25 protein-coding genes and 1 pseudogene are annotated in these 26,950 nt (G+C 33.0%); 13 read left to right on the top strand and 13 right to left on the bottom strand.

What is annotated here, in order from left to right:
- The first annotated feature begins 194 nt into the window (after nucleotides 1–194).
- From NSS97_RS28785 to NSS97_RS28820, 8 genes and pseudogenes are all read left to right on the top strand, one after another.
- A complete protein-coding gene (locus tag NSS97_RS28785) occupies nucleotides 195–1,094 on the top strand; it encodes an ATP-binding cassette domain-containing protein (RefSeq protein WP_107888060.1) in 900 nt (299 codons plus the stop codon).
- Entirely contained in the window at nucleotides 1,091–1,867 is a 777-nt protein-coding gene (locus tag NSS97_RS28790; protein ID WP_107888059.1) for an ABC transporter permease, read from the top strand. The genes NSS97_RS28785 and NSS97_RS28790 overlap by 4 nt, the downstream gene beginning before the upstream one ends.
- Before the next feature lie 14 nt (nucleotides 1,868–1,881).
- Entirely contained in the window at nucleotides 1,882–2,013 is a 132-nt protein-coding gene (locus NSS97_RS28795; RefSeq protein ID WP_341114979.1) for a hypothetical protein, read from the top strand.
- Between the two features lie 5 nt (nucleotides 2,014–2,018).
- Nucleotides 2,019–2,300, top strand: coding sequence for a DUF2975 domain-containing protein (locus NSS97_RS28800; protein ID WP_107888058.1), 282 nt, complete (start codon nucleotides 2,019–2,021; stop codon nucleotides 2,298–2,300).
- A gap of 10 nt (nucleotides 2,301–2,310) precedes the next feature.
- The gene (locus NSS97_RS28805) at nucleotides 2,311–2,523 is read left to right on the top strand and encodes a helix-turn-helix domain-containing protein (RefSeq protein WP_341115031.1); all 213 of its coding nucleotides are present in this window, start codon (nucleotides 2,311–2,313) and stop codon (nucleotides 2,521–2,523) included.
- A 6-nt stretch (nucleotides 2,524–2,529) separates the two neighbouring features.
- On the top strand, nucleotides 2,530–2,742 hold the full coding sequence (locus tag NSS97_RS28810) for a DUF3955 domain-containing protein (RefSeq protein ID WP_107888057.1): 213 nt from the start codon (nucleotides 2,530–2,532) through the stop codon (nucleotides 2,740–2,742).
- A gap of 23 nt (nucleotides 2,743–2,765) precedes the next feature.
- The gene (locus NSS97_RS28815; RefSeq protein WP_165927697.1) at nucleotides 2,766–2,981 is read left to right on the top strand and encodes a DUF3955 domain-containing protein; all 216 of its coding nucleotides are present in this window, start codon (nucleotides 2,766–2,768) and stop codon (nucleotides 2,979–2,981) included.
- Nucleotides 2,982–3,053: 72 nt separating this feature from the next.
- Nucleotides 3,054–3,348: pseudogene (locus NSS97_RS28820) on the top strand (hypothetical protein).
- 616 nt (nucleotides 3,349–3,964) lie between these two features.
- On the opposite strand, the gene NSS97_RS28825 reads toward NSS97_RS28820, so the two are convergent.
- Nucleotides 3,965–4,264: a hypothetical protein gene (locus NSS97_RS28825; RefSeq protein WP_033729035.1), complete on the bottom strand. Its 300-nt coding sequence runs from the start codon at nucleotides 4,262–4,264 to the stop codon at nucleotides 3,965–3,967.
- A 434-nt stretch (nucleotides 4,265–4,698) separates the two neighbouring features.
- Here NSS97_RS28825 and NSS97_RS28830 point away from each other — a divergent pair, with 434 nt between their 5' ends.
- Nucleotides 4,699–4,926 (top strand): hypothetical protein, encoded by a 228-nt coding sequence (locus NSS97_RS28830; protein ID WP_107888055.1) that lies wholly within the window; start codon nucleotides 4,699–4,701, stop codon nucleotides 4,924–4,926.
- 178 nt (nucleotides 4,927–5,104) lie between these two features.
- Entirely contained in the window at nucleotides 5,105–5,491 is a 387-nt protein-coding gene (locus NSS97_RS28835; RefSeq protein ID WP_107888054.1) for a PH domain-containing protein, read from the top strand.
- 258 nt (nucleotides 5,492–5,749) lie between these two features.
- On the opposite strand, the gene NSS97_RS28840 is transcribed toward NSS97_RS28835, so the two are convergent.
- Entirely contained in the window at nucleotides 5,750–7,186 is a 1,437-nt protein-coding gene (locus NSS97_RS28840) for an IS4 family transposase (RefSeq protein WP_341114992.1), read from the bottom strand.
- A gap of 804 nt (nucleotides 7,187–7,990) precedes the next feature.
- Nucleotides 7,991–8,215, bottom strand: a complete 225-nt coding sequence (locus tag NSS97_RS28845) for a hypothetical protein (RefSeq protein ID WP_000521113.1) — start codon at nucleotides 8,213–8,215, stop codon at nucleotides 7,991–7,993.
- Between the two features lie 766 nt (nucleotides 8,216–8,981).
- On the opposite strand from NSS97_RS28845, the gene NSS97_RS28850 reads away from it, so the two are divergent.
- Together NSS97_RS28850 and NSS97_RS28855 are read left to right on the top strand one after the other, a co-directional pair.
- Nucleotides 8,982–9,185 (top strand): hypothetical protein, encoded by a 204-nt coding sequence (locus NSS97_RS28850; RefSeq protein WP_000479691.1) that lies wholly within the window; start codon nucleotides 8,982–8,984, stop codon nucleotides 9,183–9,185.
- A gap of 285 nt (nucleotides 9,186–9,470) precedes the next feature.
- Complete coding sequence (locus tag NSS97_RS28855) at nucleotides 9,471–10,574, top strand: serine hydrolase (protein ID WP_107888052.1); 1,104 nt, start codon at nucleotides 9,471–9,473, stop codon at nucleotides 10,572–10,574.
- A gap of 1,037 nt (nucleotides 10,575–11,611) precedes the next feature.
- On the opposite strand, the gene NSS97_RS28860 is transcribed toward NSS97_RS28855, so the two are convergent.
- The 10 genes from NSS97_RS28860 to NSS97_RS28905 all read right to left on the bottom strand — a co-directional run bounded on the left by NSS97_RS28860 (nucleotide 11,612) and on the right by NSS97_RS28905 (nucleotide 25,115).
- Nucleotides 11,612–13,009 (bottom strand): M60 family metallopeptidase, encoded by a 1,398-nt coding sequence (locus NSS97_RS28860; RefSeq protein ID WP_107888387.1) that lies wholly within the window; start codon nucleotides 13,007–13,009, stop codon nucleotides 11,612–11,614.
- 1,466 nt (nucleotides 13,010–14,475) lie between these two features.
- A complete protein-coding gene (locus tag NSS97_RS28865) occupies nucleotides 14,476–15,300 on the bottom strand; it encodes a VanW family protein (protein WP_341114996.1) in 825 nt (274 codons plus the stop codon).
- A 500-nt stretch (nucleotides 15,301–15,800) separates the two neighbouring features.
- A complete protein-coding gene (locus tag NSS97_RS28870; RefSeq protein WP_341114998.1) occupies nucleotides 15,801–16,946 on the bottom strand; it encodes a hypothetical protein in 1,146 nt (381 codons plus the stop codon).
- Nucleotides 16,943–18,280, bottom strand: a complete 1,338-nt coding sequence (locus NSS97_RS28875) for a F390 synthetase-related protein (RefSeq protein ID WP_341115000.1) — start codon at nucleotides 18,278–18,280, stop codon at nucleotides 16,943–16,945. Before NSS97_RS28875 ends, NSS97_RS28870 begins: the two co-directional genes overlap by 4 nt.
- Nucleotides 18,273–19,124 (bottom strand): MBL fold metallo-hydrolase, encoded by an 852-nt coding sequence (locus NSS97_RS28880; protein WP_044438644.1) that lies wholly within the window; start codon nucleotides 19,122–19,124, stop codon nucleotides 18,273–18,275. Before NSS97_RS28880 ends, NSS97_RS28875 begins: the two co-directional genes overlap by 8 nt.
- Nucleotides 19,121–20,107: an NAD-dependent epimerase/dehydratase family protein gene (locus NSS97_RS28885; protein WP_341115003.1), complete on the bottom strand. Its 987-nt coding sequence runs from the start codon at nucleotides 20,105–20,107 to the stop codon at nucleotides 19,121–19,123. Before NSS97_RS28885 ends, NSS97_RS28880 begins: the two co-directional genes overlap by 4 nt.
- Nucleotides 20,104–21,267, bottom strand: coding sequence for an ATP-grasp domain-containing protein (locus NSS97_RS28890; RefSeq protein ID WP_044438640.1), 1,164 nt, complete (start codon nucleotides 21,265–21,267; stop codon nucleotides 20,104–20,106). The genes NSS97_RS28885 and NSS97_RS28890 overlap by 4 nt, the downstream gene beginning before the upstream one ends.
- Entirely contained in the window at nucleotides 21,257–22,246 is a 990-nt protein-coding gene (locus tag NSS97_RS28895; protein WP_044438638.1) for a beta-ketoacyl-ACP synthase III, read from the bottom strand. Before NSS97_RS28895 ends, NSS97_RS28890 begins: the two co-directional genes overlap by 11 nt.
- Before the next feature lie 527 nt (nucleotides 22,247–22,773).
- Nucleotides 22,774–24,714 carry a M56 family metallopeptidase gene (locus NSS97_RS28900; protein WP_044438729.1) on the bottom strand — a complete coding sequence of 647 codons (1,941 nt, stop codon included), beginning with the start codon at nucleotides 24,712–24,714 and terminating at the stop codon, nucleotides 22,774–22,776.
- Nucleotides 24,715–24,716: 2 nt separating this feature from the next.
- Nucleotides 24,717–25,115 (bottom strand): BlaI/MecI/CopY family transcriptional regulator, encoded by a 399-nt coding sequence (locus NSS97_RS28905; RefSeq protein WP_340853736.1) that lies wholly within the window; start codon nucleotides 25,113–25,115, stop codon nucleotides 24,717–24,719.
- 188 nt (nucleotides 25,116–25,303) lie between these two features.
- Here NSS97_RS28905 and NSS97_RS28910 point away from each other — a divergent pair, with 188 nt between their 5' ends.
- Nucleotides 25,304–26,737, top strand: a complete 1,434-nt coding sequence (locus NSS97_RS28910) for an IS4 family transposase (protein ID WP_340853738.1) — start codon at nucleotides 25,304–25,306, stop codon at nucleotides 26,735–26,737.
- The last annotated feature ends 213 nt before the right edge of the window (nucleotides 26,738–26,950 follow it).

The raw sequence follows: 26,950 nt of genomic DNA on the forward strand, positions 1-26,950 counted from the left end.
GCTTGAGGTCACTTATAACTTAGCTTCACGTGCCTGCAGTAGCACCTCTTTGATGCCATCAAACAAAATAATGATATTTTCATATCTTCTTTTTTGTTGCAACAGAATATAAATTTATTGTTTTGCGATATATTTTTGTTGCAATATAATTTTCTTTGTATTATGATAAAAACGTCAAAAGGAGTGAATGACAGATGGAAAAAACCGTATTGAAATTAACCGACGTGCAAAAAAGCATCGGCGATAAAAAAATTGTACATGGCTTAACTTTCGAGGTAAAAGAGGGCGAAATTTATGGCTTCTTAGGACCGAATGGTAGCGGTAAAACAACAACAATCCGAATGATTACAGGGTTGATTAGTATGACGCAAGGAGATATTCAAATTTGCGGGCATAGCATTGCTACAGAGCGAGAAAAAGCGCTCATGAATATTGGTGCAATTGTAGAGAACCCTGAATTATATGAATATATGACAGGCAGACAAAACCTAGTGCACTTTGCCAATATGGCGAATCACAAAGTTTCAAAGGCGCGCATTGATGAAATAGTTCAGCTCGTCGATTTAGCAGAATCTATTCATGCGCCTGTGAAAACCTACTCGCTGGGGATGAAGCAGCGCTTAGGGATTGCACAAGCCTTGTTACATCAACCGAAAGTATTAATTTTAGATGAGCCAACGAATGGCTTAGATCCCGCTGGTATTCGCAAAATTCGGGAGTATTTACGCGAACTTGCACAGAAGGAAAAAATTGCGGTCATTGTATCAAGCCACCTACTAAGTGAGATTGAGCTAATGTGTGACCGTGTGCTCATTATTAATAAGGGGACCTTTATTAAAGAGCACAACCTACACGAAAAGCAGGCGGGCGAACATCGTGTGCAAATTAAAACGAAGCAAACGGAGGGCATTGACGAGCTAATAGACTGCCGCATTATAAATGATATTTTATTTGAGGTGACGGCAGATGAGGCGGAAATTGCCGCCATTATTGCGAAACTCGTAGTGCATAATATTGCGATTTATGAGGTTATTCCCAAGCGGAAAACGCTAGAAGATGAATTTTTAGCAATTACGAAGGGGGCAACTTCATGATAAATTTAATCAAAAATGAGTTAATGAAAATTTTCGTAAAAAAGAATGTGTATGTTTTTTTAACGGTACTACTTACGCTGCAGGTGGCGACCGCCTTTATTATTAAGTCTTGGCTACCAGCAGCGGAGAGGTTTTCAAGCTATGTGACTTTTACACAGTTCAACTTTACGATTATAGCGATGCTTGTCACGATATTTAGCATTTCACTCATGGTAAAGTCGATTGCTGATGAATTTCAGCAAGGTACGATAAAGCAATTATTAATTCGTCCCAAGACGCGTGTAGCTATTTTGCTATCCAAGTATTTTGCAATGCTGATTACCGTTGTACTGTTTATTGTTGCGGCACTACTTGTTTCGATGCTTGCCGGGGGCATTCGCTTCGGTTGGACGGCAGATGATTTTACACTCGCCATATTACTCAAAATTGTCATGTATGAGTTTGTGCCCATCGTCTTTTATATTACGTTAGCGCTTATGCTTGCGAGTATAATTACAACAGCGATATTACCTGTCACAATTACATTGTTCATATTTTTATTACAGAACACTATCGTTAACATTGCGACAAGTATGTTGAAGAAATATTCGGATGTTGTTGTGTTTAAGCATTTAAGTTTAAGAAATTCAGATGCAAATCCGCTAATTGGAGACGGTATGAATCTGCTATCGGAACACTTTACGTTAACTGCGTCATTTCTTTATGTAGTTGTACATCTGCTTGTAATGTTAGTCATAGCAAGTGGGGTGTTTAAGAAGCGCGACATACTGTAAAAGGAGTTGGCAATATGGCGAGGTTAGCAATGTGGTTAAAGTTTCTGATTATAATGGTTGCACTTTCGGGTATATTATTTTGTTTCTTAGTTGTGCCTCAAATGGCAGCTACAATTGAAGGAAAGCCGATTACCCTTTTTATGTAGCATTATTGTTTGCTTGGAAAATTTGCACAGGCATTACCGTACAGCTCTTTAGCGAACAGCATATTAAACATCTTAAAAACATGAGTTACTTAGCAACGAGTGAGGTTGTGCTGTATGCGATTGGTATTGTTTACATCATCATTAGTGAGCAAGCGCCGATGATTTTCCTCGCATTTTGTTTATTATTTTTCGGCATGGCAGTAACATTAACCTTATTTTTACGTGTATTAGCGAATGTATTTCAAGAGGCTATACAGCTAGAGGAAGAAGCAAAATTAACGATTTGAGGTGGGGGTTATAGCAATCATCGTCAATCTCGATGTGATGTTAGCCAAACGAAAAATGTCGGTGACAGCATTATCGGAATCACTTGACATTACGATGGCTAATGTTTCGATTTTAAAAACTGGAAAAGCAAAAGCAGTAAAATTTTCAACGTTAAATAAAGTTTGTGAAGTGTTGGACTGTCAGCCTGTTGATATTTTAGCTTATGAAAAAGAGGAGGAGTGATGTTATATGAAAAAAATAATAGTCGCATCTGTTCCGCTAATACTAGGCGTTATATTAATGATTGCGTCAGCGTTCGCACCTTCCACTGTACAGGAGGATGGCATGCTGTATGATCCGTACTTCTTCCTAGTACCAGTGAGTGTGCTATTCATCTTTATCGGTGTCATTGCATTGATGATTACCGCTATTACAACCACTAAGAAAATCACAAAAAAATGACAATAGTCGAGGAGAGATTATTTATGAAAAAAATGTTTTTTGCTGCCGTACCACTCGTATTAGGGATTATTTTATTAATCGCATCAAAGTTTGCGCCTGTCACTGTACAGGAAAACGGTGTGTTAGACGAGCCGTACTTCTTCTTAACGCCAGTAGGTGGGCTACTTATTTTCGTCGGTGTCGCGGCATTAATTATCACGATTATTTCATACGCCAAACAAAGCATCACAAAAAAATAAACGCTAATAGACAGGCTGGTTTTTCATCGCGCTTGTCTATTTTTTATTCGTACAAGCGCTAAGTTTGTGTAGATTTGTAAAAAAATATCTTCTGATGAAGCATTTAAACTATATTCTGATTATCATTGATGTGTTATTAAAGTTAGATGGTTACTTTTTGATATGGGAAACCCTTTATTTTTTAATTGAACTGAGTGGTATTGCTGATACCACTCAAATACATCCATTTCCTGATAAAAATTGGTCTATTCTAACAAATCATATTAAAATTACTGCAGTAGAAGCGATGAAAAAAGTAGGAATGAAAAGTAATACATTTTATAGAAGAGTCAAAGAATATGAATCTAGTTTACAACACTCTATTTAGTATATAAATAGTATATTTTGTCTTGTTCCCCCTTTTCGAGGGGATGGGCAAAAACACCCTACTATAAATATAAACAAGAAACCTATCTGCGGATAGGTTTTTATCTTTTTCATAAGGGCGTCCCACCCACATTTTAACGAAAATATACTCTAAGCAAATTTCGACATAAAATGTGCCGGATTTTCTACTCTAAGGGGTCACCATACATGCCCATCAAGCTAAGAAAAACAAAAGAGGACCTGCTATGTATAGCAAATCCTCTCCTAAAATGGCAAAGAGTAACTCTTACCTTACTCTTTACTCATATATTACATGATTTTTAGTGAAAATTCTAGACTCTTTATATTGAGAAATAAAGAATTATCGTTTTAATAAAAATTTCATTTTGTAGAAATAAAAACCCTAGTTTCCTAGGGTAATGGTATAACAGCTCAATATATTTTATTCTTTTATATTTTAACGTAATATTACGTTAAAAACAGCAGGTAAATGTAACCAATTGCAGACAACAAGAGCAGCTAGCAAAAGCTAACTGCTCACCTAATGGAGGTCTTGTTCCAACTAGGTTATCTACAGTATTGACGGAATATCGAGTTTTATTCGTGAAGAAATACGTTTAACTTAATGCATAGCCCACAATCAAAGTTAGTGTTAAAAACACTGATAATAAAAGTGTTAGTAGAACTGTTACTATGCTTCTAAGCATTGAAATCCAATTATCTACTTTAGAGAATCCTTTCATACCAGCAAAAAAAGTTCCTATTGAAAAAATGAGTACAAAAAATAAAGGGTGAAAATAAACGACGTTTATAAAAGATGCATTCATTTCAGGTGTGCATACTTCAAGATATAAAAGAAAAAAAGCAATGCAAACGAATGAAAAAATAAAGGACCATAGATTTATATTATGCTTCATAGGTTGCTCCTTTGTTATCGAAATATTTCTATTAAATTTTAATGGAAAATATAAGAAAAAGACAGTGGTTATAAATTAAAATGAATTTCTTTAACAAAATAATCCTTTTGAAATTATATAGGGGGTACCGCCAGGATTTTGGAAAAAATCCACGCTAAGAGCATACAAGATTTTTTACAGTTTTTCGGCTAATCCAGTAACAAACGAGAACCCGAAAACCCACACCATGATAGGAATGTATAAAAAAATGCATAGATTGATAAAAAGAAAAAAAGGCGAATCCCTTATGAGAGTAAGGGGACGCCTTTTTCTTTGCTACCGATAATAGGACGTTATGTTAACCTGACATGAATAGAATATGCAATCAAAATACCTTTTATTATCTATATTCTTGATGTGGTACAATCTGGATAAAAGGTAGAAGGAGATAGACAATGACAGAAATCATTAAAGAGATTGTTTCCCAAAACAAAAGATACAAGGTTCAAGTTATCAAACGAAATAATGGCCTTTTCACTATAGAAGTTTTTGCGTGGTTTGAGGATTATGGATATAAGCATTGGGCTCCTATTAAACAAGGAATATCGTTAATTGATACAGAAAAACATGCTATAGCCATAGCAATGGAAGATTTAAAGGTATATTCAGGTGAGAATAATTAGTGAGTGTAGATTACTATGAAAGTCATTGTTTCTTTAAAAAATACATTAAGAATCTTGTTATTAATCAAAATTATGTAAAACAATAAGTTGTTACGTTTTCTTCTTATGATAATATAGATATATAGAGATTTCAGAAAATATTATCAATATTTTATTTTTATATAAGGAGAGACTTAATATGTTAAAACAAATTTTATTAGAAGAGAATGAAAAAGTGAGAAATCAAATTAAAGCTTATTATAAATATAGCAATTTGACTTCTCTTTCAATGTTAAGCGGTATAATTTCTAATTCTCCTGATGTATTTGGATTATTGTTATCAACAAATAAGAGAATAATTTTTTATACAGAAACAATGAAAATGAATAAAATTCTTTTTGAAATTAAACATGAAGAAATCATAGAATTTAAAGAACAGAAGCAAACTGTTGGTTTATTTAAGAAGATTCCTTCAATTGTTATTTGTCATGAAAAAGGGGAAGAAGTTTTTTCAACAATGGGAGATTTAGAAAAGTTTTCTGAATTAAAATGTTTTTTTGATGAAATTACTACGAATCACGGATAAACCAAATATATTTACTTCCGAGAACGATAATTATGTAAATAAGCTGTCCATATGGGCAGCTTATTATATTTTTTTCTTAGCGTAGTTTTTTTCCGAAATGCTGACGATACCCCATTAGGGCTCACCATACATGCCCATCAACTTAAGAACGGAAACAAAATGAACTTTCGTTCAAATAAACTGCAACACTCTTAAAACACTTTTTATTCTTAAAAATGAGCATGCCAAATAAACCTAGGTAGGTATCATTTTTAAAGATTATGCAGATTTCTTTTGTCTTCTAAATCCACTATACTCATAGACAACACCCATAATATCAAAGACTGTTTTCTTCTCATATCGATGAGATTTCCGCCCATTTTTCTGTAGTAGGTGGAATAGGCGGATTAGAATCTTTGTTATTTCTTGAGTGTCTTTCTGTATAGCTTGATACAAAAGATATACATAATCTTGGATCATCCCCATTGCTTTATATTCGCTTAATTCTCTATTCTTCTTTTGCAAAAGAAGTTGGCGCATTTTAAACATAGTAGAAGAGCACAGGAAAATAGCGATTAACTTTCCATATAATTGGCACTCTAATCGTTCCTGTTTTACATTACGATAATGGTCTATTTTGAAGAGTGATTTCCACGTTTTAAAGACAATTTCTATTTGCCAACGCAAAGTATATAACTCATGTACCTGTTCCATCGGAACCCATTCCCAAGGTATATTTGTCACGTACACGTTTAATCCAGCTACCATTTTACTTTTCTCTGAGTACGTTCTATTCTTTGCTTTTTCTTTTTCTGCGATCTTCGCTCGTCGTTTTTTAAGTTGTTTTTCTGTTAATCGATTAAAAATAACACGTGCAAACAGTTGTTGTTTATCACCAATATAAGCATTTTTTAATTCAAATGTTTCCCCGGGCTGTAGTTGTTCCAAAATCTGTTTCACATCGATTTGTATGTATTCCGATTGTTTCTTAATTACACCATTTTTAAAGTGTTCTGGGTTTGGATTTTTCACATATACATTCGTATTTAATTTTAAACGAGAAATATAGTATGTACCTCGTTGATCCATTTGATCTAAGTCTTCCAATGAAAAATAACCCAAATCACGAATACATAAATCTCCTGGCCGTAAGGTATCTAAGCACTCCGTCCCAAATGTTTTGTCATTATTTTTTCCAGGTCCAACTTGAAAGTTAAGAAATTCCCCACTGTGCAGATCATATTCTAATTGAATTTTGATTCCAGCTGTTTGGGCACATCCTCCAGAGCCTGGATATACATTCTCTAAAGCATTTGGCACTTGAAATACGGTAGCATCTAGGATACGAATTCGCTGGAAATAAGAGAAGAGATGGTTAGAAATTTGCGTTTGTTCACATACCTTTTGTTGTAACAGTAAAGAAAAAATATGTTGTAAAAACAAAACTGCTTTTGTATTTAAGCGTTTATTTAAGCCCTCAGGGCTGAGTAAAGTACCTGTCGTAGCATGAAGCCTACTACATAATCGGACTAAGGGGTCACTTGCAATCCGTTGACTCATCCAAATACAAATAGTAGCTAAGTCTGAGCCAGAAAACTTGCGTTTTCGCTTTACAAACCCAAGATTTCTTGCAAGTTCTTCTAAAAATACAGGTGTAACATATCGTTGTAATTCTTCCGCAAATGGTTGTAGTTCATCTTGAATCGAGAGATTCATAAGAAAACGTCATCCTTTCTAATCTAGCATTTTTTAGAAAGAATAACGTTTTTTTCGTTTTATAGATACAATTTCGCTTTAGCTTGATGACAATGGGCGGTACCCCTTGATTAAAATTTATTATAAACATACAATGTAATTAAAAGTATATTGGAGAAAGATATGGAAAATAGACCGTGGTATTTACAAGATAAATTTTTATATACAATATGTTTAATACTACCATTAATAGGGTATATAATTGTTTTATCTAACAAAAAAGAATTCACACATGAAGAATGGCTACCGTTTCTTTTAGTAGCAACAATTATGACTGCTTTTTGGTTATTGAAATTCCTTCCAACTAATATGTTTTTTATAGGAATAATTATAACCATAATAATAATATATATATTTATCAAAAATTAAATCTGTACCGTCAATATTTTTGTGTAAATAAGTGGTCTCTTGGCTTTTCTGAGGGATTTTTTGTTTTTTGGTGTAACTTGTTTTCTTAAGTTGATGGGCATGGGCTCACCATATCAAAAAAAGAAAATTGTACGTTTAGACACAAATTGTACAGATTTTAACCAGTTCCTTGTACGTTAAGGAACTGGTTATTTATTTTACAGGTGTTTTTGCCCATAATTTGAGAAAGCAAGCTACATGTAATTTAATCGGTATTCTCTGGTTCATAGTTAATTCAAATCTTCTATATTAATTAACATGTTGATAAAAGATGGGTTAAACCTTAGGAGGTAAGTATATGGCCTACATGTATATTAAAATTTTTGCACCAGAACCGTTAATATTGCGTGTTGTTCTTTAATTGTAACTGTTTATCTCTTCTTTCAAGAATACCTTTAATTCATCTTCTAAATTCATTTTCCTAATGAATTTATCATACAACTCAATAAGTCTTGCTACTTCCATTGACTGTTCTAATACCCTTGTATTATCAGAATTAATTTCTATAATATGATTATCCCGCCATTGTATCTCTTCTTCTAATTCTTTTATTATTGATTCCAATTCCTTTACTTTCCCCATACCCCACCACACTCCAAAATATTTAATTTGTGATTATTAAATTATAATATAAGTAATTCTCTTTATTATATATTTGTTGTTTCCTGTTACAGAATCCTTATGATAAGGATTCTTTTTTTATATGAAAAATCACAAATAAAAAAAGATAAGATCGGCGAACACGATCTTATCTTCAGCACAAGGAGTAAACAAAAGGATAACCATCATATTTATATCATAGTTTATTTCTTGTTAATTTTGAATATTAGAACCAGAATTAACAAGTATATCTATATTGAGAAATTTATTACAAAATTAGTTATAAATGATTCAAAACTCCAATGTAAACTTTTACCCAAAGGTTTACTTTCATCGTATTGATTTTACTAATATTAAGGAGAGGGAAAAGATTCAAAGAATAAGGTGTCACTCTGGTGTTTACTTGCAGAAGAATCTACAGAATGCTCTAACATACCTACACATTTCCTATAAAAAAAGAAGAGTCCAATTTTGGATTCTTCTTTTTATTACATCTTATAAGATAGGAGTCACCATACACATGTGGATTTGAAATAAAGTTTAACCGTTTTGAAAAAAGATTAACTGTTTATAAAAAATATGCACCGTTTTATCCCTTTGAATTTACTTATCTATGGGGATATTTTTATTAAGAAAAGAAATAAAATATATGAATTGAATATAAAAACATTTTGATTCTTTAAAAATGTTCCATAATTTAGTATTATTTATATATGGAATATTTTGTTTGTACGAAAGGGGTAACTTGATGTTTTTACAAAAATATAAGGGTTTGATTCTAGGAATAGTTGGTGCTGTTATAGGGGTAATATCCTGGGTTTATCTTAAAGATTTAGATTATATATATAGGGCGTGTCTTAAGTTGTTTTCTGTAACATTAATAATTATAGGATGGGTTATTGCCTGTAATTCGAACCATTTCTATAAAAAAAAGGAGAATAATAACGTATAGGTGTTACTATTCCAAAATTTTTTATACGTTTTATTAATCAGAGAATCATATAGTAAGGTTAATATGTGTAATTTTAATCAAAAATTTTTATAAAAACCAATCTTAAATCTACTGAAAAAGAATCTATTTTGATTAATATTTTTTCAAATTAGATTCTTTTTATATTCCTTAGGGTAAGGGCGGGAGTAGATATTTTTAATCAAACTTTATTTTAAAACTACATAAATCCGGTATTTATATCAACTCAAAAAATATAAGTCAAAATTAAATAAGGAGAAATTTATAATGTTTATTAATGTTTTGTTAGGTATTGTAGTTATTTGTATAGTGGTTTTTGTTATTGTATTTATGCTAGCGAGGAAGGATATGAATAAAACGGATCCACAATATATTTTGTCGTATATTAAAGAAAACGCACAGAAGAATACATGTGCATTAATTATAAAAAAAAATGGTGAAATTCTATGTTCTATTAATGAAGATAAGAGGTTACCGTTAGCAAGTATGGTTAAATTAATAATTGCTATTGAATTTGCTAAACAAAGTGCTAACGGGATCATTAATGAAAACGAATATATTTCTTTAAGCGAATTAAAGAAATATTATATCAAAAACACAGATGGTGGCGCACATCCAAAATGGGAACAGGATATGATACAAAATAATCAGATTAAAAATGATTGTGTAACTTTACAGAATATAGCAAAGGGAATGTTACAATATAGTTCGAATGCGAATACAGAATATTTAATAAATATACTCGGAATTGAAACTATTAATCAAAATATAAAGGAATTAGACCTTCAACAACATGAAGAAGTATATCCATTTGTGTCAGCTTTATATATTCCAGGATTCTTGCAGGAGAAATTTAATTTAAGTAAGAAGGAATTAGTAAAACATCTAAATAATCTCTCTCAAGAAGAATACAAGAAGTATGCGTTCAAAATAAATGAATTAATGAAAAATGAACATCAGCTGCCGAATTTGAATATGTTTTCACTAGACTTGCAAAGGAATTGGTCAAATCGTTTGACATCAGCAGCAGCTTCTGACTATATCTCTTTGCTAGAAAAAATTAATTCCAAAAATTATTATGATGAATTAGTGCATCAAAAATTGGACAACATTCTAGAGACTGTAATAGAAAATGAACATAATAAAAAATTGTTTTTACATGCAGGACAAAAGGGTGGTTCTACTGCATTTGTTTTAACTAATGGCTTATATGCAACAAATAAAAAAGGCGATTCATTTGAAATTGTATTTATGGCAAACGAGTTAAATAGAATTGATGCTTTAAAGTTACGTAAGAATCTAAATGAATTTAATTTAAAAACATTAAAAAATGAAGAATTTAGGGGAAAGATAAAGATGGAATTGTCATGATAAAAGAGAAATTTGCATTCTATGTGCTATAGCCGTTTAGAATAGTAAGCACCTGACTTCTCTTGTCCGAGAATCTAAAAATAATGAGCCCATATTTTAAAGTGACAATAAAGTTTCTATAGTGTTTAAAGAAAAGAATGGACTATATGCTATATATAAACGGTTATAATAGATATGTTCATGAGTTTTGATCAATCTTTTTTATAAAAACTAAATGCAGATTTCTAACAAAAGACTCCATTTTGATTAATCTTTTTTCAAAATGGAGTCTTCTTATTTACCATATAATATGTGTTTGTGGAGCTTTTTTGATTAAACTTTATTTCAAATCAACAAGAGCCAAGTCGCCTAGTAGCTGACAGGCAGCTGGTGGAGAAATCCTAAGGTTGAAGCCCTTTGACAAAGTAACTTCTACTAGGGGTCCCGCCAGCATTTTGGAAATAAACCACGTTAAGCAAATTTCGACATAAAAACAAGTGATTTTAACAACGTTAAGGTTGTTAAATACAACACAACGTCATTTGTGTTGCATTAGAACTAAAAAAGACTAATGTAAATAGGTGTTAACTCAACACAATTTATCGAAATGATCTAATTTCGAATACAACACAATTTAAATTAGCGTTAAAAGGGCTCGAAAATCCTCAGCGTGGTTTTTTTCCGTTTTGCGGTCTGTACCCCATCGCTATCAACCTAATAAAACAAAATACCCCTAAAATGAAAAAATACGCTATTCTTTCTGTAGATGTAGCTTTGAAATAAAGTCGTACCGTTTATAAAAAAGATATATATAGGTATTACTGATTCACAGATCTTCTATTCTGCACAATCCGGCCAATGGGTACACGCGCATCATGTATAACTGTCAATGATTTAGAAAAATACTGGCTAAATTTCCATCTATACCATATTTCTCTATGTACTTACGTAATCCCCCTTGTTTATAAGGAATTATATGATGTGCTCTATTAGCTATGACAAATTGTATTTGGATTGTCATCGATTGCATTACTAGCTAGATCACACACTTGCTTTCATTATTTTCTTGAATCATACGCAGCTACTGGTTTAACAGGTTTCGCATCCGTCGCTTCCCATATAGGGGAAGTTAATGTTGGATATCTCAAAGCTTCTACTTTTTTTCTCGTTTCTTGTGATGCTTTCAGTCCCCATTGATCAAAGAATGGAAGTAAATTTTGTTTCGCTACTTTCGATGTATTGTAAATAAATGCTTGTATTGCATCTTCATCAGTTCCTGGAAGTTTATCCTTTGGTAACTCTCGATATAGTTTGTGAAGATTCGGATAAAAATCTTCTCCATATGCTAAATGAAGTTGCCAAAGCATAACAAGTTTCACAAACAAGTCATCAATATTTTTATACTCTTTATCTGTTTGTTTTAAGTATGCAAAGGCTCTATCGTAATCCCCTTCTTTTTCTAACCGTGTTGGTTGATTCGGGAATAATTGCTTTTGTGCAGCTAAAGAATATATATTAACAGTGACTTCAGTCATTCCTCTAAGGTCATTCCATTTCCAAGGGTATTGTTGCCTTGTGTGTCCTGCTTCATGCAGTTGTCCCCATCCAAATTCATTTACATTTAAAGCACTTTCGATTGCATTACCAGCAGTAGTAAATACAACTCCATTCCCCCCTGCATACATACCCCAATCTGGGTTGTTAGGATTTTCCACAAAAGACCAAAGACGGCGAGTTGGACGATGTAACGGATTAGAACTTGTTTCAGATAGTCCCGATATTTTATCTTGCGCTAGAATCATTTCATCATATTTTTTTAATAGAGGAACCGGATCTTGACCCACAATATATTTCTTGGCACTATCACGAGTAACAGTAAGTACTGCTTTCTTTGACTTTAATTGAACGGCATGTGCATCTGGATACTTGTCCATCATAGCAATCCAGTCTTCTTTCGTATGCTTCCCTAATTCAAAGAATGGAACAGGGCTCCCCCCTTGTGTTACTTTCACCCTAACAGTTCCTTTCCCTTCACAGTTATCAAACCCTAATAAACCACCGTTTGGAGAGGAGATGGTGTTAGAACCCGGAGAAAGACGAAATGCTTTTCCCCCTGCTTTATCATATTCATTTGTCCCAATAGTTGCTCCAAGCTTGTCTAATCCCGATAGTCCCGATACTTCAATTGTGACTTGTTCATTCGGTTGTACATAGATTCCTGTTGGCACATAGTTTCGTTGCTCACTTCTTCTTTCTCTTTCTGCTTCCCCCATATAATGTCCTGTACTTGGAAGTTCAAACTTTCTCTCTTCATATTGCGCCTGAGTTTGCGTAGTTTCAGCATGAATGTTCAAACTATTTACAGTCATAGACGTAAATAATGTCGTTGTCAAAACAGCAGATGCCATAAATACTTTCATTGGTTTTTGTAATTTACAATTCTTTCTTCTATTCATATAAGTCAGTCCCTTCATTCAAATCCATTCTACCTTTCATACGAAACTAATAAAAAAGACTTAATCCTTATGAGGAGATTAAGTCTTTTTATCATTTGTGTGATAATTTTTATAAATAATTGCTAAATAATGAACTTACATAAATGTTTTTAAAAGTTCTTGAACTAACGGAAGTAATCCACCTACAAATTTTAAAACTGCCATTGCGATTTCCATATTATTTCCTCCTCTTTTTCGTATTAAGATGTGGTAAATCTTTATCCTTTTATTATAGTAAGTGCATATAATTTATATCAATACATTTTTATATGTAATATTGCATATCTAATTAAGGTCAACGAAATATCACATTTTCTCATTGGGGTACGGTCAGGAAAATGCGGATTTACAACGTTAAGCTCATATCCCTGACAAGAAGAAGCTCCTTTTTTTATTGTCAGACAAATGTTAAAGTTAAGATAAAAAGTGTAAAGGTTGGTAAAAAATGATAATTTCACTAAGATATCTTCTACTAATCATTAATTTCATTTTGTTAATGCCATTATTGAATCGTATTATTTTTGAAAGAATCAGCCCTTGGGACAGTATTTCTTTTTTCTGCCCACTTATTTCAGTGTTAGTTATAACTTTTCTTTTAGGAAAGAACAAAATCAGAAACATTCATTGGAGAATTAACCTCATAGGACATATCATCATCGGTTTAACTCCAATTTTTTATTTCTTGTATATCTTTATGTTGCTCGGCTGATCAAACTTTCCCAAACAATCCAGAAATGCAAAACTTCTTTAAGGGGTACCGTCAGGAAAATGCGGATCTACAACGTTAAGCTCATTTTTCTGACGGTACCCCATGCCCATCAAGCTAACGAAACTGGTTACCCCCAAAATAAAATTCTTGTACAAAAAATTCAGCCCATGATTATAGAGAGTAATATATTTAAATTGATGATTATAGCATCACATCAATGAAATTAAAGTGAGCGAAACGGAATACATGCATTCAAATCATTATCCAACCTTATAATTACACCATTATATAATCTTTTTTTCTTTGTTGATAACTGAGCGTCTATATTTTAATTAGTACATATCCCAGGTCACCCTCTTTTTCTTTTAATGAAAACGGGCTGATACTATATGAATACTTGAAGTACCATGCTTGAACAAGTGCCGCATGATGGCGTACTATTACAAACTACTTCCTTGGGCTCCTCTGATTTACCAACTACTTGTTTCTTTCCAAAATCAAAAGAACAATAAGCAAAGCCCTAGGATAGATGACTTCACAATTCTATCCTAGGGCCCTTTCTATTGTAATTTGTGAAATAATACTTACTGTTTACATTCGACTTAGTATTTTTATAAAAAAATCCATTTCAACCATATTTTTTTACCTTGGAAGATTTTAAATTTAAAATTATCTATGCTGTTTTTTCAAATATCTTTAGATGATTGAAAATCCTTATCTATAACGAACCCTCAATTTTCTCATTATCTACTTCATATTTTACTAAGCAATCATTTTCCATGATTAGTTTTTTTTCAACTAAGTTACCTGTGACACGATTAACTATTTTTTTATAAACTTTATTTTGTCTGTATACTTGCCCATCTGTTTTTTTTACAAAACAATGATCTTCTTCCACGATAGAATACGTATATGGGGGGTACTGGGATGCTCTAATTTCTCCGTATATGTATTCTTCATCAATATTCAGATTGACTTGATAAGTAATATTGGAATTATTTATGAATTTGAGATCAATAATACCATTCATCAAGGTGGCACCTGTTCCAAATGGAATCACACGTCCATAGTCAGGGAATGGATCGAAACTATGACGATATCTTTCCACTGTTTCTAATTCTGTATGCAGAAACATCCAGTAAAGAAGATTCCCTAACTGACAGAGACCACCACCTATTCCCTTAATCGCTTCCCCATTCATTAGAATAATTCCTTCTTTATATCCAGCCTTTTCACTGGAATTACCAACAAGATACCAAAATGAAAATGTTTCTCCCGGTTTAATTACAATCTGGTTTATTTTGCAGATAGCTAGCTTTAGATTAATGATTTTGTTATATTGTAGCTGTATATCTGTATCACCTAATTTTCTGATAAGTAAAGATTTATGTTTGTAAATCCTGTAAGGTAATGGATTTCGTTCAAATGTTTTTGAAAATTTATAGCCTTTAAGACGGTCACTTATTTTTTTAAATAGCCTACGTTGTCCAATTCTAATAGGAATTAAAAAGGGAAACCTCTGTGTTAATAATTTTCTTGCCATTGGGAGTTGAGCTCCTTTATATATCATTCATCATCACTAAGCAAATGATTTTGGTGCAAAACCTTCAAGATAATTGCAATGAATCTATAAATCTTGAACATACCGATACTATTACTCTAAAAAGAGTGTATGAATGGAGTGAAAAAGGAAAATCCATTCAAATAGAAAAGCTATCAAATGATCTTTGCATCAGAACCATAAAAGGTGTTCTAAAGATATACTTCTTCAAAACACCTTTTTATTATTTCAACATTAATAGCATTATTTTTTCCATTTCTGCTTTGTTTACATTCCTATCAAGCACTGTTTCTGCTCGATAGTCTAAGCCGCGATTGATAATGACTATTTGATATGCACTATTCTTTCCTTTTGCGGGAATAATCATTTCCAATCGAATCAAGTGTATCCTCTAGCCCGAAAAAACTTTTTCATATGTAAAATTTAATAATATACTTACTACTTATAGCTCCTACACATTACAAGTCTTATCTCTTTTTTATTTAAAATTGATGTTTTTTTGCCATCGGTTCTATATATGTATTTAATATCCACGTTAATACTTTCCATACCTTTTGTTGGCTAGGTGGTAAATGAGCGTTATACACATAACTGTATTCAATCTGCTGTGTTGCACCACGATTTCGTTTGAACTCTCCAGCACCAGCACTACAATGACAAATTAAATCCTTTTCGATAGAATCCATTGTAATAAGGAGAGAAAGTATACGGTATAAGCCTTGTTGCTGGTCAGAGTTTGTATTATAGCCAATGATTGGAGTTGTCATAACTCCATCCCTAATAAAATAAGCAATGACACCATCAATTGTATCCCCTTTTTTTATGACCTTTATCTCAAATAAACGATGCTGAAGAGCATTCCATAAATAAGCGGGTGTAAACATTGGGTTATGGACGGAATATTTTTCGATATATAGTTGATTGTATAACTGGGAAATTTGTAAAATATCATCTTTTGTTAATTCTTCATTCGTAATGATTTCATAATTGCTTTTCTCTAATAAACTTTTATCATTTAATAAGTCTTTTCGTTTTTTTCGATTCATTTTTTTATATTGTTTCGGATCAAATAAGTATATAGAACGAGACATGATTTTATTGTAACCTAGCGTAGATAGTGCTTCTGTCGTTACGGGATATAATTGGGTATTTAAAGAGCGAAATAGAATTGTATGCTCTGGAAATTTCTCAACAAATAAATTCGTAATTTGTTCGATTTGTTGTTCGTTGATAGAGTGATAAAGATTTGTTGAAAGCATCCAATTATTTACGACAATTACTTTATTAATATTCGTTCGTCGTAGCCAACTTCCCATAAGATGAATCGGATAGGTTAATAGCTTCTCTAGCCATGGTTTTTTCAACTCCCATAGCTCTTCTAATGCATAAGATATGTAATGTGTATAAGGAGAACATACATATGAATTTTCGAACTCTGCATTATTAAGAGTAACTGGCAAGATGAGATCATCGATTTCTAATAGAAAGAGCTCCGTGTTAACATTTTCAATAAATGCTGTAACGCCCTTTTGAAAAAGAGGCAGGAAACTATCTCGCACATATGCCCCATCTTTTTTTGATTCCCAATCAATACTATGCAAGGAATGAACATCATGTAACTGAATCATTTATGTTCACCACGCCTTACAAGACTTTCTATTCTTTTTAATTTTTTATCATATACTTGAATATCGTAATGTGAAAAGAAGAACTGTGGTATCGCACACTTTTTAGTAGCCCACAGTGTATGTAATTCTTGCATTACCTTTGATTGACATAATTCGAGATTTTCAGGTAGTGCTTTAAGTTTAATTTCAATTTTGTCTACGCTATGCTGTATTACTTTAAATTCTTGAATGTCACTAGATGCAAACAAAATTGCTCTTCTAATGAAATCTGGAAAAATAGATATTTCTTTATTATCCAATTCACTTATTCCAATAAATATATCGTCACATCGACCATCAATTCGTTCTAATGCTAAGAAAGGTGAACCACAGCTGCACGGCGTTTTTTTCTCAATTAATATGTCATTGAGACGATAGCGTATAATAGGCTGTGTTTTCCTCATGAAATCAGTAATAATGGGAACGAATATCCCTTTCTCTTGATCTAAGTATTCTTTTTCAATATGAATGAGATCTTCATTAATGTGTATTGTCCCCTGCTTGCAGGTGGTAGCAAGAAAACCTTCTGTACATTGGTAAACTTGGTGTACTGTTTGCTTAAAAGTTGCACGAATAAAGTCTCTATCAATATCTTCAAGCACTTCTGCTACAGAGATAATTTTTTGGGGACAAATCGTAATCAGTCCTTCTTGCTGCCAGTAAGCGATTTTCCGTAACATAGACGGAGGTGCAATTAAAATAGATGGCTGTATTTCATTTAATCGCGTGATATGCTGCTGAAACGAGTCTAGTAAATCAAAAAAATGAAATGAGATTCGCTTATTTTTTGTCGCTTCGTATAAATTGCTATTTGCACGTAAGAAAAAAGCAATCGTGTGTTTATGTAGAATGCTAGAAGGAAGCACCTTTCCAATAATCGAGCCAGCCCACAACGTTTGTTCTTCCTCGGAAACGAGAAAAACTCCACGATTCCCACTAGTTCCTGAGGATAAACCGATAGTTATATTACGAATGGTTGGCGAGAAATTCCGGGTCTTTTCTGCTTCAAATGCTACATGAAACGCTTCTTCCTTTGAAATATGGACTGTATTTAATGTATCAAAATGTTCCATCATTACTTCTTTATCAATAATGGGGAGTGCAGACAAATTCCCCTTTTGAATTTCATTTAAAAACGGCGTATATAACTGGCGATAAAAAGGAGACGCCTCTATCGTGAACAAAAGTTGTTTTTCTATTTGTTGTTTATGAAACTGTTCCAACTGTTTGCGATTTGAAAATCTCAAGCCATATTTTGTTTTCAAGTATCGCTTGAGAATCCGTAGTTTATTCATAGTACACCCCTGCTTTAATTTTATCCCATGTATGTTCACAATGAGTTGGTACAATTTCAATCTCAGGTGATGTTTGTGATAAATGGTGTAACTTCTCAATATTCTTTCGGTAAGACTTTGGATCGCTAGTTAAAAGGTTCGCAATCTTACTAGGAAATACAAGGTTTTGATAAGTTTTACTTAGCCACACTGCGTCTGCACAAAGAAAGACAATTTTTTCACTCTGTAAATGGACGAATAAACCGAATTGTCCCGTTGCATGTCCTGTTAAGTCAACAGCAAATAATGAGCCATCATCAAATACATCATACCCCTCTTCAAACTTTCCATATGTAGAAGGTAAGTTAAGGGATGGAGTTTGATCAATGAATGACATCCTTTTTTCTAAATCCATCGGCAGTGTATCTTTTAGACACCCTTTTAATAGAGCACCAAATTTACTTCTCTTTTTAATATCCTCATAAGCTTTTGCGAAGGTTAGTATTTTCGCTTTTGGAAAGTCAGGTAAACCAGCTGTATGATCGCCATGAAAATGAGAAAGAATAATATATTTAATTTCTTCTGGCTGAATACCATCAAGAAGAAGTTGCTGTTTAATAGATTGCTCTTCCGTGAAATGAACAGGCGTAAGTTTTGCATATACAGAGTAAGGGAATTTTTTTGTCGCCTCCTTAAAATGTCCCGCATATCCAGTATCAAATAAAATATATCCTAATACTGGATGCTGGAGTAACCCTACTGTAGCAGGAAAACATATTTGTTTCCAACTGCCCTTGGAGTATGCAATTTTTTCTGGATGTGTGCAATATCCTGTATCATATAGCTTTAAAGATTTGATTTTCATTGTATTTTCCACCAGTCTACAAATTTTGTAATTCCTTCTTCTATACTGATTTTTGGAGCATATCCTAGTTCTTCTTTAGCTTTATCAATATTTAATGTCTGGCTTTTTGAAAGGACACTAACAGTATATTTTGTGAGAATAGGTTCTTTTCCGAATAAAATAGTTTTTGAGATTCCTTCTAGTATAGCAGCTAGTGTAAAAGCAGTTTTGTAGGGAATTTTTTTATATTTTACTTCCTTATCAAGACGCTTCATTACATTTTCTATGACCTCATATAAATTTACACGTTCGTCATTTGTTATATTGTACTTTTGTCCTAATGTATGTTTTTGGGAATGCATACAAAGAAGTAAAGCATCTACAACATTCTCAACATATGTAATATCAACAAGAACATTTTCTGTACCAATTCTCGGTAAGGCACCTTTTTCACATACTTTAATAAGACGCGGAAGAATAGCGTTATCTCCTGGTCCGAATAAAGCGCGCGGGCGTATTGTGATAACAGGTAAACCATTCGTGAAAGCTTGATCAATAGCTTGTTCAGCCATGTACTTCGTTGTCGCATAATGATTTACAAATGTACCAGGAAGTTTCGCGTTTTCTACTACATTTTGTCGCTCATCATAATAGAAATAAATACTTGGTGTTGATACGTGGATAAGGCGTTTTATACCGTACTTTTGACTTGCCTCGATAATATGTTTCGTTCCTAACACATTCGCATTATAAAAATCTTCATATTTGCCCCAAGGAGAAGAAAGTGCGCCGCTATGAAAGATATAATCTTTATCTTTACAAACTTGTAGCGCACGATCCCTGTCTTCAAGAGGACAATGGACAAACTCGATTCCATTTTGTTCTAATAACTTACCGATTGTTTTATTTCTCCCCGTTGCCGTTACTTCATAGCCCATATTCTTCAATCGAAAGGCGAGTTTTTGTCCTAGAAAACCCGTTCCACCAGTTACTAGCATTTTCATAAATCTTCACCATCCCACGATATGTCATATGTTGTTTGCTCTAAAATAGTCCGTTCATGTTTATAACTTTCACGCCATAATTTATACATGCTAAAAAACTGATAAAAAAATGGTTTCCTATCATTGTGACGATAAATGATATCTGGATAGGAGCATAAAACTTTTAACCATCGCTTACGTTTTTGTTTACTTTTTAAGTAAGGAAACCCATATAAAAGCATTGCTAACCGAATTGCACACTCAGAATTTAGTTTTGGAATTCGTGTATTGTTTACTTTTTCATTAAAAAAAGCGGGCAATATTTCCTCATCAAATAAATGTAATCCACTTGTAGTACGTGGATTACATTCAATTGGAATAGCATCTCCATTCTCTGTAACAATAAAATCAAAGGCAATTTGTCCTGAGAAATCTAGCTCTTTTACAATATGTCTAACAAACTGGTCAATTTTAGGATGATTAATATGTTTAAACGCAATGGTAGCGCCTAAGCCTGCCGTGAATTCCGTTTTATAAGTAGAGTGAGCTAACACTTCCCCAGATTGTGCGATACTGTAGGAACAATGCTGCGTTCCTTGTATAAACTCTTGCATAATATAATTCGACTTATCTACCAGGACTTCTTTTATAGTAGCCTCTTTAGTAATAAATTCCACTTTATCAGAAAAACGGGAGAAAATCGGCTTTAATACAAAAGGAGTATTAGCTGGTGTTTTGTGCATCATTGACCTTATCGCTTCTTCATTATTTATTCTATATGTCGCAGGTACTTGCCACCTTAAATTCGCTACTAACTGAATAAATTCCCACTTATTATGGAGTAATGAAAGTTTTTGAAAATCATCTACTAATACATGACAAAATGAGCTTAACTCTTCTCTATATTTAGATATATAAAATATTTCTTCACAAGTAGGAATAAGCAAATCCACATTGTGACGTTGAATAATTGATAGTAGCGCACGGATACTTTCATTTGTTTTCAACTTTGGAGAAGGAATTTCATAAAAATAATCCGTACTTATTGAAACTTTGCTTAATGGATAAGGAATACTATCTGCAATAATAACGGTATGTCCGGCGTTATGAAACAGTCTACATAAATGCAGAGTTGCTGGTGCACGTGCCCCTGTAATTAATACTGTTTTCTTAGTATTCAAGAAGGATGCCCCCGATAGAAAGTCCCGCAGAAGTACCTAGTAATAATATTTTACTTCCGCGTTGCACTTTCTTTTGCTTAATCGCTTCGAAAAGGGCAACTGGAATAGATGCGGAAATCATATTACCGTAGTCTTCAAAAATGGTCATAAAGCGCTCTTCATCAACCCCTAATTTTTTACGAATTAGTCTCATAGCTGGTCCACTTGCTTGGTGAGGAATAATTAAATCAATATCGGCTAGAGAATAACCAGTATCCATAAGTAATTTTTCGATAAACTTCAACAGATACTTAGAAGATAGTTTAAAAATAGCTCTTCCATTCATATCGAACAAGAAGTCTTCTTTTCGTTCTTCGCTATACTCCCTAGGATGAATCATCGTTCCACCGCCACGAATTTCTGATAAATGTGCACCAGAGCTATATGTTTCCATATGGGAAGCAATAATAGAAGATGTATGATCGCCTTTTGTTATGACAACAGCTGCCGCACCGTCACCGAATAAAATGCTGCTTTCATTTTGTCCCCAATTTAATCCCACAGAAGAAATTTCAGAAGAAATGATAACAACATTTTTGTATCTCCCGCATTCAATTGCGTAAGAAATTGTATCAAATGCTGTTATGAAACTTAGGCATGTTGAGTTGATATCAAAACATGGAATACCAGAGTGCTGTAGTTCAAGCTGTTCTTGAATAAGTGATGCAGTAGAAGGAATTGCCTGTTGAATCGTTCCGCTTCCGCAGATGATACAATCGATATCATCCCACGTTAGCTGAGCATCTTCTACAGCTTTTTTTGCAGCTTCAGCACCCATATAAGAAGATGTTTCACCATCAACATAGTATCGTGTTTTTACCCCAGCTTTTTTTAATGTCCAGCCTTCTGGCACATCTAGCATACGATCTATTTCAAAAGAATCTACTTTGCGTTTTGGAAGATATGTGCCAATTCCTTTTATTCTAATATATCTTTTCATTCTCTATCGCCTCTTAATCTTTTTATAAATTTTAAAATTCTGTTATACCTGCATATTATTATGGATACATACAGAAATTCTCTCATGAAATTCAAGTACTCCCTTAGAGCCCTCTAGTAATGTTTCTCTGTAAAAAAAAGAGCAAGTTCTCAAGTAGAGAATTTGCTCTTTTTGCATGAGGACCCTTCAAATATATAATATAGAAAAAACTTTTATATCAATCTAGTCATATTATAACAATTATATGGAAATTTTTATTAGTTTTTCATAAAATAATTAAAATATGCACAATCATAGAATGGACATGCAAGTAATGAACTTATCTTTCACCAGCAATTCCTGTTTAATAATTACATAAAAAAACTTCCAATGTATTGACTCAGTTACTAACATATAAACTATTACAACATCATACAAAGTAATGCTAGGGTGTTATATTTATTCGGATTCATATCTTTTTCTCCTTGTATTTGTTTAATATAACTAAAAGATGTTCTAAGGATATAAATCTTCAAAACACTTCTTTATTATTTCAGCATTGAAAGCATTATTTTTTCCAGTTCCGCTTTATTCACATTACTATCGAACACTGCTTCCCCCGGATTGTCTAAACTATGATTTATGATGACTATCTGATATGCACTGTTCTTTCCTTTTGCAGGAACAATCATCTTCATACCTTGTAAATTACTATCCGAGTTATGAGTAGCGTAGAATATTTGATTTCCTTCTAATTCGTACTGTTCAATATTTTCTTCTACAACAAACAAAGCATGGAACGGATCTTTACTTTCTCCAAATATTTGTGATTGATAAGTTGTATAGTTCCCTTTTCCGTTCGTATATTCTAATTCAATAATTAATTCAGGCCTTCTCTTAATAAAATAATTTACCTTTTCATCCTTAAGATTGTACCCTTCAATTGTATAAGTTGGCTTCTTAATTTGAAAATCAACATGTTGCTGCGCTTCCTTTACCGTGTAATTTAAAGATTCGAATACTTTGTCATCAAGTGGTTTTGACTGATCATAAAGTGCATATAATGTTTCAAGATCAGCTTTTGTTAAACGTTCCCCTCTAAAAAATATTGACTCGGGGTCAGAATCTCTAGGAGCACCTTTTTTCTGTATATTAATAATTTCTTTGTATAATTTTATGTACTGTTCGAACTCATCTTTTGTTAAAGCCTTTTCAGCTAAATATAAATAATCCGTCTTTTGTTCATATACTCTTGCTGAATAATGATATTCTTTTCTCGCATTTTCTTCTGTACCAAACAGCATATCTACAGCATTTTGAAAAGCATCTTTAGATTTCTGCTTTTTTTCTACCACTTGTCCCTTCTGCCTTTCATCTCCTTCTACTGCACGTGCATTGAATAAGGAAATAGATGCAACAGCAACTATAGCAATAATTCCAAGCGCGGACCAGCGATAGGATTTTTTCTGGAATTTCTTAATCATAAGAATTCTCCTTTTTAGCATACGTTTATTTCTACTTAAATTGGCTAGATTCGGTGCTTGATAATAACTTGAATACTGTTCTAAAAGAGTAATAATTGTATGTCCATATGCAATTTGTTCCTCTGATTCTATAAAAGTGAGCGCAAATGCATCACATGCAAGTTCTTGATCTTCTCGCATACATGAATAGGCATACCAAAGAATCGGATTAAACCAATTTAAAATGATTAAACTATACATAACCCAATTTACAGCTATATCTCTTCGTTTCATATGAGATAGCTCATGGTAAAAAATATATTGCAGTTGTTGCTCATTCAATATTTTCATATGTCTGCTTGATAATAATACTCTCGGGCGAAAAAGCCCAAAAACAGTCGGACTTGAGATTTTCCCAGCCAACCGTAATGGAATTTGCTTCTTAATTCCCATAGATTGTTTACAGTTTTCAAAAATCCCAACAATTTTTTCATCCGTAATATTGGGTTGCTTTTTTATGTAAGAATATAATCGTCTATTCGTAATACAAGTTATCGTTGCTAGAATAGCAACTCCAAAAAGCCAAATATATAACGTAACTTTATAAACGGAAAGTGTAGTATCTTCTTTCTTTTTATTACTATCTATTTGGTCACTCTCTTTCATTACATTTACGGAGTTAGATTTGTGACTATCTCCTTTTGTAGTTACTGAATGATTCGTTTTATCTTCTAACACGCTTTTTTGTTGTATAGCTGGAGTAGTATCCTTTTGAAAAATCTCAGACACGCCAGAGCTATATGAAAGAAGAGAATAAATACTGTAGGAACTATCTGGTGACCATGGTAATAGAAGTCTTACAATTAAAATCATCCATAACATGTACTGCCATCGCGGAGTTATCTTATTTCTAAGCAAGATTTTGACACATAAGATTAAGCCGACTAATATACTTGCCATAATGGATGTTTCTATCACCCAATCAAAAAATCGAGGTAGATAGACGTTTACAAACATATCTATCATCATTATCTATCCTTCCTCTGATTTTCCTCAGACTTCTCATCCAGAATACGTTTGAGTTCGTTAATGTCTTCTGAAGATAGTTTTTCTTCCTTTAAGAAATTCACAAGTAAAGGTTTAAATGCCGCACCATAGAAACGTTTGAGGAGGGATTTTGTTTCTACTTGTAGATATCTATCTTGCGACACTAAAGGATAATATGCATACATACGCCCTTTATCTTGCTGGTAAGAAACAGCTTCTTTTTGGACTAATCGATTAATAAGCGTTCGAATCGTTTTCGGTTTCCAGTCCATTGTTGCCTCTAACGCTTCAATCACTTCATTCGCTGTTTGGGGAAATTTTGACCAAAGAACCTTCATGATTTCCAATTCAGCTTCCGATATTTTAGGTAATTCTTTCATTGTATAAAATTCCACTCCTTGTATTACATTTGTAATCTATAATTAAATATTACAAATGTAATCCTTGATTGTCAACCATATTTTGGTTTTTTAAATACATTTCCATAAAACTTTAGAATTTTACCCAAAAAAATAATGAAAATACGCTATTCTTTTTGTAGAAATATATAGAAAGGATGGCGTTTTTTATGAGTCTTTCGATTCAAGAAGAGTTTCATTTGTTCGCTGAAGAACTACAGCGATATCTATCTCCACATATTCTTCAACAACTTGCACAAGAGACAGGTTTTGTAAAACGTAAAAGTAAGTATGGCGCACGAGATTTGGCTGCTTTATGTATCTGGATTAGTCAACATGTAGCAAGTGATTCCCTCACTCGATTATGTAGTCAACTTTATGCAAATACAGCTACACTCATGAGTCCAGAAGGACTTAATCAACGTTTTAACCGATGCGCTATTTTATTTCTACAGCGTATATTTTCTCTTTTAGTCAAAAGCCAACTAAACGATTCGTCTCAAATCCAAAACCAATATACTTCTTATTTTCAACGTATACGTATTTTAGATGCTACTATTTTTCAAGTCCCTAATCATTTGGCTACTATTTATCCTGGTTCAGGAGGATGTGCACAAACAGCCGGTATTAAAATTCAGCTAGAGTATGATTTACATAGTGGAAAATTCCTCAATTTTCAAATGGAACCAGGTAAAAATAATGATAAAACCTTTGGTACAGATTGTTTAGATTCCTTACGCCCAGGAGATTTATGTATTCGAGATTTAGGATACTTTTCTCTAAAAGATTTAGACCAGATGGATCAACGAGGTGTATTCTATGTTTCACGGTTGAAATTAAATAATAGAGTATATGTAAAAAATGATTCTCCAGAATTCTTTCGGGATGGGACAGTAAAAAAGCAATCCCTATATGTTTTACTTAACCTTGAAGATATTATGCATCAGATAAAACCAGGAGATACTTATGAAATTCGGAATGCCTATATTGGGCAACAAAAATTACCCTCACGAGTTGTGATATACAGACTGACATCGACTCAAACTCATAAACGTAGGAAACAGCAAACCTATGTTGAAAAGAAAAAAGGAGTTACATACTCTGAAAAAAGTAAACGATTAACAGAAATCAACGTTTATATTACCAACATACCATGGGAAATTGTTCCGATGGAACAGGTTCATGATATCTACTCACTACGTTGGCAAATAGAGATTGTATTTAAAACATGGAAATCTCTTTTTGGTATCAATCATTGTCACAATATTAAGCGAGAGCGTCTAGAATGTCATCTTTATGGACAGTTAATCGCTATTTTTCTTTGTTCTTCCACTATGTTCAAAATGCGACAGCTGTTACTACAGAAAAAACAAAAAGAATTAAGTGAATATAAAGCAATTTATATGATTCAAGATCATCTGTACTTAGTATATGAAGCTATACAAAAAGACACCCAAGAAGTATCAAAAATTTTCCTTCGTCTGTTTGCCCTCTTACAGAAAAACGGACGGAAATCCCATCGATATGAGAAAAAGACAGTCTTTGATATTTTAGGCGTCATTTATCAGTACACTGTATCTAATCTAAAGCAGAAAACTGCATAATCTTTAAAAATACACCTTATCAAGGTGTATTTGGAATGCGTATTTTTAAAAACAAATAAACAAAATATCAAGCATGTAGGCAACAAGAACGGAAGTTCATCGAATACCCAACCTTAGCTTGATGGGCATGTAGAGTGACCCCTCATTCCATGAATCGTTTCCGTACCCCAAGAATGGTCTCTTCATCTATATTTTGAATAGATTTCTTGCGAA

Source organism: Bacillus sp. FSL R12-0074, from assembly GCF_038005725.1.
GTDB lineage: Bacteria > Bacillota > Bacilli > Bacillales > Bacillaceae_G > Bacillus_A > Bacillus_A mycoides.

What these genes read in the sequence shown, in the direction of transcription:
- NSS97_RS28855 (WP_107888052.1), top strand. Translation starts at nt 9,471, where the DNA reads ATGTTTATTAATGTTTTGTTAGGTATTGTAGTTATTTGTATAGTGGTT.
- NSS97_RS28895 (WP_044438638.1), bottom strand. Translation starts at nt 22,246, where the DNA reads ATGAAAAGATATATTAGAATAAAAGGAATTGGCACATATCTTCCAAAA.
- NSS97_RS28885 (WP_341115003.1), bottom strand. Translation starts at nt 20,107, where the DNA reads ATGAAAATGCTAGTAACTGGTGGAACGGGTTTTCTAGGACAAAAACTC.
- NSS97_RS28835 (WP_107888054.1), top strand. Translation starts at nt 5,105, where the DNA reads ATGTTAAAACAAATTTTATTAGAAGAGAATGAAAAAGTGAGAAATCAA.
- NSS97_RS28875 (WP_341115000.1), bottom strand. Translation starts at nt 18,280, where the DNA reads ATGAATAAACTACGGATTCTCAAGCGATACTTGAAAACAAAATATGGC.
- NSS97_RS28860 (WP_107888387.1), bottom strand. Translation starts at nt 13,009, where the DNA reads ATGAATAGAAGAAAGAATTGTAAATTACAAAAACCAATGAAAGTATTT.
- NSS97_RS28865 (WP_341114996.1), bottom strand. Translation starts at nt 15,300, where the DNA reads ATGGCAAGAAAATTATTAACACAGAGGTTTCCCTTTTTAATTCCTATT.
- NSS97_RS28880 (WP_044438644.1), bottom strand. Translation starts at nt 19,124, where the DNA reads ATGAAAATCAAATCTTTAAAGCTATATGATACAGGATATTGCACACAT.
- NSS97_RS28845 (WP_000521113.1), bottom strand. Translation starts at nt 8,215, where the DNA reads ATGGGGAAAGTAAAGGAATTGGAATCAATAATAAAAGAATTAGAAGAA.
- NSS97_RS28815 (WP_165927697.1), top strand. Translation starts at nt 2,766, where the DNA reads ATGAAAAAAATGTTTTTTGCTGCCGTACCACTCGTATTAGGGATTATT.
- NSS97_RS28850 (WP_000479691.1), top strand. Translation starts at nt 8,982, where the DNA reads ATGTTTTTACAAAAATATAAGGGTTTGATTCTAGGAATAGTTGGTGCT.
- NSS97_RS28785 (WP_107888060.1), top strand. Translation starts at nt 195, where the DNA reads ATGGAAAAAACCGTATTGAAATTAACCGACGTGCAAAAAAGCATCGGC.
- NSS97_RS28825 (WP_033729035.1), bottom strand. Translation starts at nt 4,264, where the DNA reads ATGAAGCATAATATAAATCTATGGTCCTTTATTTTTTCATTCGTTTGC.
- NSS97_RS28810 (WP_107888057.1), top strand. Translation starts at nt 2,530, where the DNA reads ATGAAAAAAATAATAGTCGCATCTGTTCCGCTAATACTAGGCGTTATA.
- NSS97_RS28790 (WP_107888059.1), top strand. Translation starts at nt 1,091, where the DNA reads ATGATAAATTTAATCAAAAATGAGTTAATGAAAATTTTCGTAAAAAAG.
- NSS97_RS28840 (WP_341114992.1), bottom strand. Translation starts at nt 7,186, where the DNA reads ATGAATCTCTCGATTCAAGATGAACTACAACCATTTGCGGAAGAATTA.
- NSS97_RS28905 (WP_340853736.1), bottom strand. Translation starts at nt 25,115, where the DNA reads ATGAAAGAATTACCTAAAATATCGGAAGCTGAATTGGAAATCATGAAG.
- NSS97_RS28910 (WP_340853738.1), top strand. Translation starts at nt 25,304, where the DNA reads ATGAGTCTTTCGATTCAAGAAGAGTTTCATTTGTTCGCTGAAGAACTA.
- NSS97_RS28795 (WP_341114979.1), top strand. Translation starts at nt 1,882, where the DNA reads ATGGCGAGGTTAGCAATGTGGTTAAAGTTTCTGATTATAATGGTTGCA.
- NSS97_RS28900 (WP_044438729.1), bottom strand. Translation starts at nt 24,714, where the DNA reads ATGATAGATATGTTTGTAAACGTCTATCTACCTCGATTTTTTGATTGG.
- NSS97_RS28870 (WP_341114998.1), bottom strand. Translation starts at nt 16,946, where the DNA reads ATGATTCAGTTACATGATGTTCATTCCTTGCATAGTATTGATTGGGAA.
- NSS97_RS28830 (WP_107888055.1), top strand. Translation starts at nt 4,699, where the DNA reads ATGACAGAAATCATTAAAGAGATTGTTTCCCAAAACAAAAGATACAAG.